The sequence below is a fragment of the Streptomyces sp. 8L genome, assembly GCF_020176795.1.
Lineage (GTDB): Bacteria > Actinomycetota > Actinomycetes > Streptomycetales > Streptomycetaceae > Streptomyces.
Window position 1 is genome coordinate 1 of record NZ_JAIUKE010000195.1, and the last position, 13,841, is coordinate 13,841.

A 13,841-nucleotide genomic window follows, 5' to 3' on the forward strand; every position below is an offset into this window, starting at 1 on the left:
CCTCGTCCCGCTTGTGCCGCCCGCCCCCCCCCCCCGCGCCGCGCCCCCCCCCCCCCCCCCCCCCGGGGCTCGCCTGGTCTGGGGGGTCAGGGGGGCGCCCGCGCCGCCCGCGCGGCCTCGGCCGCGGGTAGGTGAAAGTACGAGGCACAACCACTCCTGGATATGAGTCGGGACGGATGTCAGGTCTCCTCGTTCGGTGGAGGCCGTTCCGGCTCGTCCGGGGGAGCGGGCGGTGGCCAGGGCTGCCGGCCCGTCAGGACTGCCGCCTCCCCGCCCGCCGTCACTCTGTCCGGGCCAGTGGAGTCAGGAGCGCTTCCGCCAGATGGCTCGTCGCCAGGAGAGGCATGGCCACCGTCGCCGTCGGCCGTCGAGGCCGCGGACGAACCCGCGGAGTCAAGACCAGCGGTCGCCCCGTCTACTCCTCGCTCGACGGTGGCCCCGGCCTCGTCCTTGGCCTTGTCAACCCCCTTCTTCGCGGCCACGGCCGCTGCCCCGACGCCAGTCGCGGAGGCTGCTCCCTCCGCCGCTCCGGCCTCAGTTGCTCCATTCCCGCTCAGGGCGTCGTCGTCCGCGGCCTCCGACGCTCCCTCAGCGCCGTCGTCACCGGTTCCGCCTCCATCGCCACCGCTCATGCGCGACTTCAGCTCCCCGTAGGAGTCACCCACCTGGTTTCCGACGTTCTTCGCCCGGCCTTTAAGGTCGTCGCGAGCTGCGTACATGTCGCGTACCTCGTCACCGAATGCCGGAAGGAATTTCGAGAGCTGGTACGGCATGAAGAGAGCAAGGAACAGCAAGGCCAGAGCAGTGAAGACTGTTGCGAAAGACTGGGACAGACTCGGATTGGGACTGGTCGAAACCAGCATTCCCGTGGCGAGCGCGATGACGGTAAACGTCACGTACTTCGAAGCAGCAACGGCAAGCATGACACCGCACCACCGCTTGGTGTGCCCCCACAGGTCACGATCCACCAGCCCGCTGAAAACCGTGGGTCCGAAGACGAGGCCGGAAAGGATCAGGGCATTGCGGACGATAAGCTCCAACCACACGCCGGCCACCGCCCCCAACAGCGCCAGGCTGAAGAAGATCACGATGATACCGCCGCCCGGGATCCGGAGTAGTGCGGCCATCGCCGTCGTGACGGTGAGCACCATGTCGGCAGCATCGCCAGCCACGGGTTTGAACATGGCCTCTGCGGCGTCGTCGAAAATTCGCACTGTGTAAGCGGTCACCAGTGGTGCGAACGCGGAGACCAGGACCGACATCAACACAAAGCCGACGGATTCCCCCAGCGCCTGGAGCGGCTGCACTCCCTGAACCGCCCGTTTGGCAACGGCCATCAGCCACAGGATGACCGTCAGCACTGTAGAGGCGGCAAAAGCCATCGTGTAGGTCCGAAGAAATCCAGGGTCCTGCCAGTCGATGCGCGTAGTCGACCCGAGCGCCTTCATCATTTGAGTGAAAATACTGGTGACGGCATTATTGAAAAACTGAGCTATATAGCCTAGAGGATCGCTTGCGAAGTCGATGGTTTGATTCGATTTCTCGACGACACTGCAAACCTTGTCGGCGAATGGGATGTTCTTGCAGGACCAGTCGGAGAAGTCGCTTGCCTGAGCAGGTCCCGGGGTGAGCAGGATGCTGAGCGTGGCCGTCAGGCCGATTGTCCAGGTGAAGCGTGTGCGTATCCGGTAATGAGTCTCAGCCGACATATGGGGGCGCATTGAACTCCCGATCTGCCGTGCTGAACTCGTCGACACTAGTAGGGCTGTCGCTGCCTGCATCCAGAGGAGTCGGGCCGTTCACGGAAGTGATCGCGGAAATCTTCCAGTCGCTGGACTGCCACTGCAGGGTCATCGTGTATGTGGTCCACGACGCGGAAACCGGCATAGGGGCGTTCTTGTTCGTAACGCCGATAAGCCCGGCCATCCACACATCAACGGTGGCCACCTGATCGGTATACGTGGTTACCCGAGTACCCATTGCCGCTCCACGTGCGACCAGTTCGTTGTCGTCACTGCTATCCACGCCTAGCGACGTGAGAACCTGTTGCATCCCGGTGTCGTCGTTGTGGATCTGCCTGCGAAGAGCCTGGCTGGTCATCATCACGGCGAGAGTCTTATGCCGGCCTTTCTCATCAGTGAAGTATGAATGAGACGAGCGAGCCATCTGGTAGTTGATCGCTGCCTGCACAGCACCAGTCTGATTGTGGGCATAGCCCACTGGGACACCGTCGACCAGCCTCTTGGCTGTGCCCCGGGGGTCCCCACCGATGCCGACCTGGCTCGGAGGTTCATCCTGACTTTGTGTATCCGCCGAGCCGCCGGAATAAGATCCATTCTTGCTGCCGGAGATACCCAGAACCACGGCGAGAACGACAACGGACAAAAAGATTATTCCGGTGACTGCCATCCCGTGCCACGAGGGTTTCTTCTCGCCTGACTCTGTCGATTTTTCAACTGCCAGGACTCGGGTGCCTGTCCTGGGGGTATTATCAGAGGCCATCTCAGATACCCATTCCATAGACGATGGTGAAGATCGTCCCTATGGACGCTACGAGGAAGGCTCCGACCAGGCTCCCTCCGACCTCTTTCTTACCTTTGCTGACCTGGGCTACGTCGTGCTGACCCTCGCCAATCTTCAAGTGCACCGCTCCAAGAATCGCCCGGCCCAGCAGAACGAGAACCACGCCGGCCATAAGAGCCTGGATTACCGTGCGCCCTGTGGTGCCCAGCTTTCCAAAGGGGCCCCAATCCGGGGACAGCCCGTTCACGAGTGCTCCTATGCCACCGCTCGCTGCGAAATCCACCAGATGTGAAACGGGCATGCACTGGCTCCCTCCCACGCGCATCGCGGCCGACCCAAGACCGGCTCGTGACGGTGAAAGGTACATACACGGAAAGTTGATAACAAGCGGTTCCGGTTTGATAGACGAGTCTTCGGGGGCCGCCCATACGGTGCGTGCGATCGCTGCTGTGGAGCCTGTCCGAACGCTTTGCGTCTCGGGGCGTGAGCCATACGCCAACTCGCATAGTCCCACTTCAGTCCCGGTTTACCGAGGGCCAACGGGGGCGCTTTGAGGTCCCGGGAGCCTACTCGGGTTCGCAACGGTCGAGCAGGAAAATGACGGCCTCTGGCTGCCTTTCACTCAACGGATGGAACTGGCATTCTCCAGAGACTTGCGAAGTGATCTGGTAGTTTCGTCACATGTACTGTTGACTGGCCAAGATCGTCAACTCACGTTTGCAACTGAGGCGAGGATGAACGGATTTGGCAAAGCCGTCACAGGCGTCACAGCGGCGGGTTGTGTTTCGGCGCTATGCCTCTGCCTGCTCGCGGTTGGCGGCGCGTCAACTCAGGCCAACGCCGATACCTGTCGGGGTGGTCTCCAGGCGGTCGGAGACGGGCAGAACGGTAGTGGCTTCGGAGGTGAGAAGCCCGAGTTCGATGGCGAGCAAGAGGATGGCGGCAGCCAGGTTACGGTTCCACTGCACCCGGAAGGCCCTCAGTCGAGAGCTCAGTGGACACCTCGGGAGTTGCGTAACGCCACCACGATCACCAACGTCGCACGCACCCGGGATCTTTCGCCTCGTGCTGCGGTTATCGCCGTCGCTACTGCTATGCAGGAGAGTACTCTTAACAACCTCCGCCGCGGTGACGCAGACAGCGTGGGACTCTTCCAGCAACGGCCTTCACAGGGCTGGGGGAGTGTCAGCGAACTGACTGACCCCGTGTACGCCTCCGGCCAGTTCTATGACCGTCTCGTCCAGGTGCATAACTGGCAGCAAAAGACTCTGGCTAAGGTCGCTGCGAGCATTCAGCGACCGGCCGTTCAGTACCGTGACAAGTACGCCAAGTGGGAGTCCGCTGCTGGCTCGCTCGTTGCCGCAGCCTGGGGTGAGCACGCTGTCTCCTCCATCAGTCTGGGCTGTAGTGACCCGGCCTCCACCGGTGGCAGGGATCCCAAGCCCACATTCACGGTCAAGAACCCTCGGACTCCTGCCCTTGCCATTGCCAGCGCCCGGAACGAAGCAGGCAAGACGGGCTGGTACCGAATGTGTGACAACTTCGTCGCTCAAACCTACGGGTGGGGATCATCCGGATCTGCGACGGCAAACGTTCACTGGAACCGGCTCGTGGACGCCGGGCTCGCTCACCCCGGCGACATTTCACCGCCGGCGGGAGCTCTGCTCTTCTATGACACGGGTACCGCGGCCGGACACGTAGCCCTCTACCTGGGAAACGACCAGGTGGCCAGTAACGATGTGGGAGACAGCTACCCACGTGAGGGAAAGATCGTCGTCGTTCCACGGAAACAACTCACCCAAGGCGCTTGGCGCCTGCGCTATCGCGGATGGGCTCAACCCAGCTTCCCGAACGCCGGCGGAATCAGCACTATCCCCACAAGGACGGAGCGGCCGTGAGTGACGTTGGTCCAGGTACCGTGCGAGTTCAGATCACACCCGATGGGGACTGCTTCATCGACAAGGAGTTCTTCACACTGCCTCCAGGCGTCGAGCTCAGCGAAGCTGTCCTTGCACGCCTCCGGTTGGAGACAGCCGCAAGTGAAACGCCGGTCCGTGCGGTGATCCAGGATGAGCAGGCACAGTACACGACGGAGATCGAGATCAATATTGACGGTACCAGTCACATTCTGGTGGGCAGCGATCCGATGCCTGCAGAACATCTCCGGATGCGGGAGGCTCCTTCGGTCACGAATTTGCCGCCCGTCCGTCACATTGCAGTTGGCGCCATTTCACCTGATCGACCGTACACGTCGCTTCCTGACCCGTATAGTGATCGTCTCGCCGTCATTTGTGCTACCGCCAGCCGCAACCGTTTCGCCGAAGCCAGCCGCGAAGCCGATCAACTGCTAGAAGAGCTGTCCGTCCGATTCGGCCCCAACCACATCTACGCACTTGCGGTGGGCCTCGTGCGCGCTGATATCGCCTGGCTGACCGGCGACTTCCAATATAGCTTCAGGAGTTGGGTCTTCATAGCCCGAGAGTGGTACCTCCATCTCGGCCCGCAGCACAGTATGACTGTTCACGCTACCGGTAATGCGCTTGGCTGCTGGCTGCGGCTTCACTCCTCCGAAGCCGCAGAATCAGCGTCAACACTGAGGAGGCTTCTCCGCGATGTCGAGTTCCCTGACAGCGGGGAAGCCGCGCGGATCATAGATCAGCAGATGAGTAGATACTCCATAGCCAAGTAGTCCTGCGTGATGCATACTTCGTCCATGAACCCCATTCGAATCGGTCGTACTGTCCTTTTGCTCTTGCCGTATTTCCTCGTTGTCGCTGGACTCCTCGCTGCTTCGAAGGCCCTAGGCGCACCGGGCGGTTATCGCGCTGCCTTTGGAGCTCTGGGAGTAGCGGCTGTGGGCGCACTTTGGGCTTGGCGGCGAGGACGGCGGACCAACTGATCGGCGTGCGGTAAACCTGGCTGTCCCGTGCGTGACTGACCTGGCCCCAGTTCCGGGTAGCGATCCGGTCTGGGCCTACACTCTCGTCGGCTGTCTGGACACCACGCTGCGGCGGATCGGCGGGGCTCCGACCTACGTGCTGCCCGACGACGCAAAGACGGTGACCGTCGAGCACATCGCCGGGATGCCGGTCCAGGCACCCGACGATGGTCACCGCCGGCCGGCACTTCGGCTGCCCGGTCTTCAGCTGTGTTCCCTACGGTCCTGAGCTCAAAGACGACGCAGAGGCCACGATCCGCATCGCGAAGGCCGACCTGGTCCCCCACGGAGGCGAACCTGCTGTCCGCCTGCGACTCCCCCGCCGATCTCGCGGACGTCTGCCGGAGCTGGCCCTCACGGCGAACACGTGCCGACACAGGTTGACCGGGCAGATCCCAGCCGACCGGCTCGACACCCAACGCGCCACGCTGTACGTCCTGCAGGTCGAGCCAGCACTCGCGCTGGTCGAGGAGATGATGGTCGGCTCCGATCGCACCATCAGCTTCAAGCCGGTGCGCTGCTCGACTCGGCTACCCCGGCACCAATGTCTGGTGCCGTTCGTTAGCGACGAACTGTCGATCACGGCGCACCAAGTCCGGTGTCCGTTGGAGATCTGGCGTCACCAGCTGTCCACTCCCGGCGTCCCGCAGACCATCGTCACCCGCTACCCCGACCACCTTGCCGGCCGCGCGGTCCATCAGCCCAGGCTTCAGCCGCGCTCGGAGGCGGACGTCGCGTTCGTGAGCGTCTGCCCAGAGTCGGACGCTGGCTGAAGGAGGCCGGCCGTGTCGAGGCGTCCCGCATCCGAGCCAAGATGGCCCATGCTCCGTCCAGCCGGCCGCAGCTCTGGGCAGCGACGAAGTCGACCAGCCCTCGGGCTCGCGGCTGCGGCCTGGCGTTTCGCCGAGGACGACCTTATCTCCATCCACGCGCCTGCCTTACATGCACAAGACCGCCCCGACGTCCTGGCGAACGCCTGGGCAACGGTGGGACCCTACAGAGCTCCTGCGGCTGCTGACCTCCGAGAAAGTCACTGGCCGCGACGCGGCAACCCAACCCATTCGCTGCCGCTCGGCGAACTTCCCCACCGGCAAGACCTCGCGTCCTGACGGGCCGAAGACTCCACTATCCCCGAACCCACGCAGTACGGGCATCAACCTCGACCCGACGCCGCCCACCATCGCGCAGCGCTATTTTGCCGAGGGCTCCGAGCGACCGTGGACAGAGCGCTCCATAACCGATTTCCCTCAACCCGCCCCGTAGACCGGGCGTCATAGGTCCCGACCCTGTCCGTGTTCTGAGGGATGGCCCCCTATAGAGACCCCCACGCCGCGTCTCCCATATATCCCTTTTCCGAATAACATGCCTGTCTGTACCTTGTGGGATATAATAAATTACCCGCACAAACTGTGCGGGTAATTCGTCTTCATTCTGGCCGGATCGCAAGGGAGGATGTGATGCAACGACGTGCCTCCCAGACCTGGATGGGAGGCGGGCGTGCCGACAGCCCGTGGAGTGCGGTGCTGTCCCGCAGAACTGACGACGGCTCACATATTAGTCGCTAGGTTCGCTCCTGGCTATGCTTCGAACGAACCTTAGAGCAGAGGCGGAGCCGAAGAGGTGGCCGGCCTCGCTGGAAGCAACTTTCATGGAGAGCCGGTTGTGCGACGCAGCACGGTTCAGGTGAAAGGAAAGTAGTGAGTAAAAGAGGAAGCACTGGACCGGTGCGAACGGTACGTCAATCTGAGGCCAGCCGCGTGCGCGCACCCAGCGTGCAAAGTTTTCTTGTCACGCGCCGTACAAGCATACAGCGTTCCAGCATCGTCGGACTCGAACCCCGGCCCAATAGGCGGGGCCGGGGCCGGCCCGTCAGTGGTCTTTCTCAAAAAGATATGGCGAGACTGCTTCGTATAGACGTTGAGACTTACGCACGCATTGAGCGTGGCGTAACCAAAGCCGACCCAGTAGTCCTGAACCAGATCGCGAGAGTTCTACGCATGACCGAGGAGGAGCGAGCTCTGCTCTATCTGCATGTCCTCGGTACACACCCGCCTGCACCCAATGTCAGCACCCAAAATTTCACACCGCAGATTGCGTCTTTTCTGTCGCTTGCCACCAGGCGGACAGAGGAAGCCTCAGGCCTTGTCGAAGGCCCCTACGTGTGGGTGGTAGACAACTTCACCCGGGTTTTGGCACACAATGCGGGGTATCCGAAGATGTTCGCGGGGGGCGCACCTAAAAGTCTTTTCCGCTTTGTCCTCAAGGATGGCGTCGCCCAGCTTCCGGATAATGAGCATTACTGTCTGCTTCGTATTATGCTTCGCTATGAGGCTCTCCGAATAACGCATCCCAACGACCCAGCGATGCAAGAGATCGAGCAGCTCGTTGAGGAAGCTTCTCCCGTTGTTAATACTGCCCCCAGGGAACTGGACCCGGATGGTGATTTGGGTGATACCTATCCTTTCATCCATCCAGAACATGGCCGTGGTTGCCTCAACCAGGCGGAAATCACATTGGCTCGGGGAACCACCTACTACGAAGGGAGCTCAATGTTCATAGCGCACTTCTATGCAGGTGTCGACGTTCCTGGTCTCCGGCGCATGCTGGCTGCAAACACTCCATATTTCCCGTCACCCGATTCGAGTGCAGGGCGGTCGATCTAGTGGCTGCTTTTGACAGTGGCTTCGTGAGCTGGATCAAAGAGCGCGTCCCCTCTTCCGTCTTGGGGGAATATCGGTTTGAATCCGCCGTAAGAGCATGGGGAGACCTCGCAAGGTCCGATGCCCTTGCGCCCCATGAGATCGACGTGATAGCGGAGCTGACAAAAACAACCTCGATGGAAGTCACTCATGCATACAAAAGAGATAATTTGAATGAGCGAGAAAAGGCAAAGCGCCTGGTTAAGGAGGAGGGCTTGACCGAGATCGATGCCCACCTTGACAGGGTTGCGCAAAATATTGAGTTTGACGGCTTTTATTGAAGATCTTTGATCTCGCGATCTTCGGAAATGTCGAACGGCTCGGGTTCGCGATGTTTGCCGTATTGTGGCATGAAAGTGAGTCTTGATCCGGGCATGGGAGGGGCGTTTTGGATACGTCACGGGCTTCATTGAATAGTGGTGATCTCGGCTTGAGTGCCACTGTGGAATCCGTGCGAGGTCCCGTGCGGTTTGAAGAGCTCGGGACAACTTTGGTTCACGAGCATCTGTGGGTTCGATCTCCGGAATTGATAGTCGAAGGGCAAGAAAAATGGGATGAGGAGAGGGAGGTAGCGAAGGCGATTCGGCGGATGCGGGAACTTGTCGATCGAGGTGTGAATACGATATTTGAGTTGACTGTTTACGGCATGGGGCGAAATATTCTCCGTACTGCTCGTGTGGCTGAGGCAGTCCCCGAACTGAATATCATTGCTGCAACTGGGCTATATACGTATCACTCTCTCCCGTTCGAATGGTACCACCAAGGGCCCAATACGCTCCTGGGTGGACCTGAGCCTATGGTGGCTAGGTTTGAGAAGGAAATCACCGAGGGTATTGGCGGTACTGGAATAAAAGCCGGCCTCCTTAAATGTGCTCTGGAAAATGATCTCTCCGACGGAGTTGAGCGTACGCTCCGTGCTGTAGCGGCATCTCACAAAAAAACGGGCGCCCCTATTACGGTACACACGAATCCCAGCAAGAGGACCGGATTTATAGCGCAAAGAATCCTTGAAGAAGAAGGTATAGCTCCGGGGCGCGTCATTATGGGTCACAGCGGAGACAGTAGTGACCTTGACTATCTATGTAGACTTGCGGACGCTGGTTTCATGCTCGGTATGGACAGATTTGGAATTCGATTCATTCAGTCCGATGAAACACGAGTGGCCACTGTGTCCCGGCTCGTCAAGTTGGGATACACAGAATCGATCGTGCTGAGCCATGATGCCTGCACCCACATGGATTGGCTTCCGCAAGGCGTTGCAGAGGAACTCGCCCCAGACTGGAATCACACTCATATTCATGACTCTGTATTGTCGGCACTTCTCGAAGCCGGTATCGCGCAGGAGCAACTTGATATGATGATGATCGGCAATCCGCGCCGATATCTCTCCGGGGTCATGTAGCTCACTAAAGGGTGTCCCGCTATCGACCTTCGGCGTACGCGACGGGCGGAACCGACGGCGGCGACCGGCGCGGCAGCGGCGGGGCATGCCGCCGACCAGCGCCCTGCCGACAAGCCTCCGGCCGCCCGTGATGCCGGTCGCGAGGGAAGGCCCAGCCGCGCGGTGCCTCCTCGGGGGCTGCGCCCATGCCGATCTCCTCCACCGTGACTGTCCTGCCGATCCGTTCGCTCAACGCGGTGGCGATGTACTGGGGCACGGGGTCCTTGGCGGCCGTTATGCGGTCTGTCAACCTGTTCCAGCCGGAAAGTGTCTCAAGACTGCGCTGCTGCCTGGCCGCATGACGAGGTCGTCGGCCAGGCGGCAACGCGCGGGTCGTCAGGGACGGATGGCGATGATGGCTTCGGTGCGTACGACTCTGTTAGGCAGAGCGTCAGCTCGCGTAGCCGGCGGCCGGTGGTCGTGATGTCGTATCCGCGCGCGTTATTGAGAGCCGCCTTGGTCAGGGCCTGGCGCCGGTGGAAGTCCCGGCCCATCTCGTCCAGGACCACGGCCAGCGAGCGCGGGTCGCCAGGAGTGTAGGGAACACCAGCGCTCCCGAGGATGTCCCTCGCACCGGGAAGATCGGAGTAGGCAACCGGAAGTCCGTGGGCTTGGGCTTCAATGAGGACGAGCCCGAAAGCCTCCAGACCTCTGGTTGTGAAGACGAAGGCGTCGAAGTTCGGCAGGCGGCGCCACAGTTCGGCGCGGGACACGAACGGATCGAACCGAACCCGGTCCCGCAACCCGAGTTCGAGAGCCCGCTGTTCCAGACCCTCCCGTAGCGTCCCATTGCCGATCACGGTCAAGTGGTGCGGCTGATCAGTTAAAGCGAGAGCTTCGACGGCGGTGATCGTGGACTTGTTGTCGTCCAGGCGACCGGCATGCACTAGAGACAGCGGTCCGATCCCAGTAGGCGGTTGATCGCGTACCTGGGCATCGCTCAACCGGATACCCCACGGGATGATGGTGAGTCGATCAGTGAATCGGCGTCCGGTGAGACGGTCGATGCGGTCGGCGAGGGCGGAGGTCGGGGCGACGATCGCGGCGCTTGCGGCAGCGACTTCATTCATGGCCTCGCGCTCCGATGGGCTGCGCTCGGCCGCCATCACGTCGGGACCGTGGGCGATGGCGACGATCGGGATGCTGCCGGCGGTTCTGCTGAAGGCCAGGCTGAGAGCGAACCCGAGGTACTGAGCGTGAATGGCGTTCGGCTGGACCTTCTCGACGAGAGCACCGACCTCACGCGTCAGCTCGTCCACGTAGTCGTCGAAGCCGGGGCCCTGGGGGCGTTTCGTCGTGGAGAGGGGGATCAGGTGATCGAACGCGGCCTTCCACGCCTGATCGACCGGCGTCCGGCCGAGGTAGGTCGTATAGGTGTCGGGCATGGCGCGGTAGAGGTCGTTGACGAGGATCAGGCTCCCGGACGAGGGCTCGGACGTGCGGTTGATACCGGTGAGGATGGCCAGGGGTTTCGTCGTGGTCATGCAGAGATCCCCTTGATCGATAAGTGGCGGGCGGGAAGCGAGACACTACGGTCCAATGTGCCTCGCGGATCGGTAGTGAGCTTCCAGCTGCGATTGCGGGGTGGCGCCCACCACGACGCCAGGTGCGGCGTGAGGACGGCGTTCACTTCCTGGACCGGGTGTAGGAGGCCTCTGCTGTCCTGCTGAGCCGTCCACGCTCTGACGGCTGACCGCGGGTAGACGGGGTGTATCCCGATCTCGCCCTTGGGAAGGATGCCGTTGAACGGCGTGGGGATGCCTTCGTGGTTCCAGTAGTCCCATGCCTCCAGCGCCTTGGCCTTCTCGAAGCAGTGGTAAAGCTGCTTATAGCGAGGCATGTACCGGATCTCGCGGAAGACCATCTGACCGATCAGCCCCGGCGCGACGTGCCGGAGCGTGCTGAGATCAGTGCCCCGGAAGCTGACCGACGCCGCGTCTTGGGACGGGTGCAGCGCGGTCCGGGCGAGCAGGTGGGACAGCCGCCGCCGTACGTACTCGGCAGCTCCCGGGGCGAGCGCCGGTTCCACCCCCTCGATGAGCTGGACGAGCTGCTGGTGGCGCGGCTGGAAGCGGGCCAGGTCGAACAACTGGTGCATGCCGTCCACGGCGGCGAACGCGAGACGCTTGTACAGCCAGTTGTTCAGCTCCCCGGCCTGGGCGTAGTTCTTGGTCTCCGGGGTCGTGGAGTGGAGCATCAGGTACTCGGACAGCACCTCGAAGTACAGGTATCCGAGGAACGGCACGGCAGGCACGGCAGCGGCCAACTGGTCGATGAAGACGGGAGCCGCCGTGGCGCGGCCGGCTGCGTTGCGCAGAGCGGTGTCGAGGAACACGGCCACAGCGCCCAGCCCGGCCGCCACAGCATGGTCAAGCTGGTCGTTCTCGGCCAGGGTGAGAAGGCTCTGGTAGCGCAGGTAGGTGCGCAGGTGAATGGCCCCGAGGTGCAGATAGTCCACGCCCTTGGTGGGGATCGGAGCGTCCGGGATGACCTCGAAGATCACGGGTGTGGTGTTGGGCTTCGTCTGCATCAGGTAGGCGCCGAGGTTGTGCGGGCGCAGTCCCTCGCGCTGACGGATCAGAGGGGAGCAGTACAGGGCCCCGACCAGGCAACCGGTGGAGACGTGCAGCTCGCCGCTGGTGCGGATGGCGGCGATGTCCTTGGTGGTGTGCAGCAGGTACATGGGCCGGCCGCTGACGAGCGCTTCGGTCATCGCACTGTGCTGGATCAGCCAGCCGTTGGGGGTGTCACCTTCCAGGTAGCGGCGCCAGTCGCTCTCGCTCTCGGCCAGCGAGGCCGGGGCCGGGCGCTGCGCGGGCCGGGTGTAGTCCGTGTGGGCGTTCTCCCATTCGTCATGCAAGGGAACTCCTGGGGTTGAAGTCAGCGGCGGGCCAGGGGAGTTCGGGAGCTACAGGGTCTCGATATTCGCTCCTGACAAGCGGTTTCGGCAGTCGAGAACATAGGTCGCGCATCTCTCGATCATCGGGAGGTCGAATCGCGGGTGGTCCATGAGAAGAACCACCGCATCAGCAGCCGCGACCTCGTCCGGGGTCGCATCGACCCTGGGCACGTCCAGCTTGGCGTCGCTCGGGACGTTGGGTTCGGCGCCGCGCACGTCGGCGCCGAGGGTGATGAGAAGTTCGGCGACACGAGCCGAAGGGGAATTGCGCAGGTCGGTGGCGTTGAACTTGTAGGTCAGGCCGAGCAGCAGAACCCGAGATCCCCTGGCGGGCAGCCCGCGCTTGTCGAGTCCTTCCACGACACGCCGAACGACGTAGTCGGGCATGTGGCGGTTCACGTCGGCGGCGAGTTCCGCGAACCGGAAGGGGACGCCGAGCTCCTGCTGGGCCTTCCACGAGAGGAACATCGGGTCAACGGGCAGGCAGTGCCCGCCGATTCCCGGTCCCGGGGTGAATCGCGTGAATCCGAAAGGCTTGGTCGCGGCAGCGTCGATCGCCTCCCAGATGTTCACGCCGAGGGAAGCGGCCAGCATCGCCATCTCGTTGACCATGGAGATGTTGACGAATCGGAAGGTGTTCTCGATCAGCTTGGCCAGCTCGGCGACCTTCGTCCCGGACACCGGCACCGTGGTCTGAAAGATGCCGTCGTAGAAACCCTTGATCACATCGAGTGATGTGGCGTTGATTCCGGACACCAACTTTGGCGTCCCGTCGAACGACCACCGCTTGTTTCCGATTCGCTCGGGACTGAATCCGGCCAGGAAGTCCACCCCACCCTTGAGGCCTGACACCTCTTCCAGGATCGGCAGCAGCATCTCCTCGGTGGTGCCGGGATAGCTCGTGGACTCCAGGACCACCGTCGCACCAGGGCGAAGGCGCTCGCCCAGGGTCCGGGCGCAGGACTCGATGTAGGTCAGATCGGGCACGCCCTCGGTCAGCGGAGTCGGCACAGTGATCACCGCGAGGTCGAAGCCGGCCAGAGCGGCAGTGTCGGCGGTTGCGGCGTAGGCCCCGGAGTCCAGGACTGCGCGGAGCCGCGAGGAGTCCACGTCCCTCACGTACGAATCACCGACGGTGATCTGCTTGATCCGGTCCGTGTCCACGTCGTAGCCGACGACTCGGTGGCCCACCTCGGCGGCGCGCACCGCCAGCGGCAGCCCCACATAGCCCTGACCAGCGACAACAACATGCATGACAGCTCCTAGTAGGGCCTGGTCAGGTTCACTCGCCGGTGGCGTGTCCCTTTGATCGCTTGTTCCGTTGACCTGTTGTGATGGATG

12 protein-coding genes are annotated in these 13,841 nt (G+C 62.2%); 6 read left to right on the forward strand and 6 right to left on the reverse strand.

Annotation, left to right across the window (positions count from 1 at the left end):
• Positions 1-179 precede the first annotated feature (179 nt).
• From LCE31_RS17705 to LCE31_RS17715, 3 genes are read right to left on the reverse strand one after another with little or no spacing between them, the layout of a single operon-like run.
• The gene (locus LCE31_RS17705; protein ID WP_225015261.1) at positions 180-1,709 is read right to left on the reverse strand and encodes a hypothetical protein; all 1,530 of its coding nucleotides are present in this window, start codon (positions 1,707-1,709) and stop codon (positions 180-182) included.
• Positions 1,699-2,502, reverse strand: a complete 804-nt coding sequence (locus LCE31_RS17710; RefSeq protein WP_225015262.1) for a hypothetical protein — start codon at positions 2,500-2,502, stop codon at positions 1,699-1,701. Before LCE31_RS17710 ends, LCE31_RS17705 begins: the two co-directional genes overlap by 11 nt.
• Before the next feature lies 1 nt (position 2,503).
• On the reverse strand, positions 2,504-2,824 hold the full coding sequence (locus LCE31_RS17715) for a hypothetical protein (protein WP_225015264.1): 321 nt from the start codon (positions 2,822-2,824) through the stop codon (positions 2,504-2,506).
• Positions 2,825-3,152: 328 nt separating this feature from the next.
• On the opposite strand from LCE31_RS17715, the gene LCE31_RS17720 reads away from it, so the two are divergent.
• From LCE31_RS17720 to LCE31_RS17745, 6 genes are all read left to right on the forward strand, one after another.
• Positions 3,153-4,421, forward strand: coding sequence for a hypothetical protein (locus tag LCE31_RS17720; RefSeq protein ID WP_225015266.1), 1,269 nt, complete (start codon positions 3,153-3,155; stop codon positions 4,419-4,421).
• The gene (locus LCE31_RS17725) at positions 4,418-5,212 is read left to right on the forward strand and encodes a hypothetical protein (protein WP_225015268.1); all 795 of its coding nucleotides are present in this window, start codon (positions 4,418-4,420) and stop codon (positions 5,210-5,212) included. The genes LCE31_RS17720 and LCE31_RS17725 overlap by 4 nt, the downstream gene beginning before the upstream one ends.
• A gap of 416 nt (positions 5,213-5,628) precedes the next feature.
• On the forward strand, positions 5,629-6,234 hold the full coding sequence (locus LCE31_RS17730; RefSeq protein WP_225015270.1) for a hypothetical protein: 606 nt from the start codon (positions 5,629-5,631) through the stop codon (positions 6,232-6,234).
• Positions 6,235-7,233: 999 nt separating this feature from the next.
• Positions 7,234-8,124, forward strand: coding sequence for a helix-turn-helix domain-containing protein (locus LCE31_RS17735; protein WP_225015285.1), 891 nt, complete (start codon positions 7,234-7,236; stop codon positions 8,122-8,124).
• Between the two features lie 23 nt (positions 8,125-8,147).
• A complete protein-coding gene (locus LCE31_RS17740) occupies positions 8,148-8,441 on the forward strand; it encodes a hypothetical protein (RefSeq protein ID WP_225015272.1) in 294 nt (97 codons plus the stop codon).
• Between the two features lie 170 nt (positions 8,442-8,611).
• The gene (locus tag LCE31_RS17745; protein WP_225015277.1) at positions 8,612-9,562 is read left to right on the forward strand and encodes a phosphotriesterase family protein; all 951 of its coding nucleotides are present in this window, start codon (positions 8,612-8,614) and stop codon (positions 9,560-9,562) included.
• Between the two features lie 311 nt (positions 9,563-9,873).
• Here the strand turns inward: LCE31_RS17745 and LCE31_RS17750 are convergent, their stop codons facing one another.
• From LCE31_RS17750 to LCE31_RS17760, 3 genes are read right to left on the reverse strand one after another with little or no spacing between them, the layout of a single operon-like run.
• Positions 9,874-11,085 (reverse strand): glycosyltransferase family 4 protein, encoded by a 1,212-nt coding sequence (locus LCE31_RS17750; RefSeq protein ID WP_225015279.1) that lies wholly within the window; start codon positions 11,083-11,085, stop codon positions 9,874-9,876.
• On the reverse strand, positions 11,082-12,461 hold the full coding sequence (locus LCE31_RS17755) for a hypothetical protein (protein ID WP_225015281.1): 1,380 nt from the start codon (positions 12,459-12,461) through the stop codon (positions 11,082-11,084). The genes LCE31_RS17750 and LCE31_RS17755 overlap by 4 nt, the downstream gene beginning before the upstream one ends.
• Positions 12,462-12,509: 48 nt before the next feature.
• Positions 12,510-13,754 carry a nucleotide sugar dehydrogenase gene (locus tag LCE31_RS17760; RefSeq protein ID WP_225015283.1) on the reverse strand — a complete coding sequence of 415 codons (1,245 nt, stop codon included), beginning with the start codon at positions 13,752-13,754 and terminating at the stop codon, positions 12,510-12,512.
• Positions 13,755-13,841: the final 87 nt, after the last annotated feature.

Excerpts from the sequence above, each read along its gene's own strand:
- LCE31_RS17705 (WP_225015261.1), bottom strand. The coding sequence starts at position 1,709 with ATGTCGGCTGAGACTCATTACCGGATACGCACACGCTTCACCTGGACA.
- LCE31_RS17710 (WP_225015262.1), bottom strand. The coding sequence starts at position 2,502 with ATGGCCTCTGATAATACCCCCAGGACAGGCACCCGAGTCCTGGCAGTT.
- LCE31_RS17715 (WP_225015264.1), bottom strand. The coding sequence starts at position 2,824 with ATGCCCGTTTCACATCTGGTGGATTTCGCAGCGAGCGGTGGCATAGGA.
- LCE31_RS17720 (WP_225015266.1), top strand. The coding sequence starts at position 3,153 with ATGGAACTGGCATTCTCCAGAGACTTGCGAAGTGATCTGGTAGTTTCG.
- LCE31_RS17730 (WP_225015270.1), top strand. The coding sequence starts at position 5,629 with ATGGTCACCGCCGGCCGGCACTTCGGCTGCCCGGTCTTCAGCTGTGTT.
- LCE31_RS17750 (WP_225015279.1), bottom strand. The coding sequence starts at position 11,085 with ATGACCACGACGAAACCCCTGGCCATCCTCACCGGTATCAACCGCACG.
- LCE31_RS17760 (WP_225015283.1), bottom strand. The coding sequence starts at position 13,754 with ATGCATGTTGTTGTCGCTGGTCAGGGCTATGTGGGGCTGCCGCTGGCG.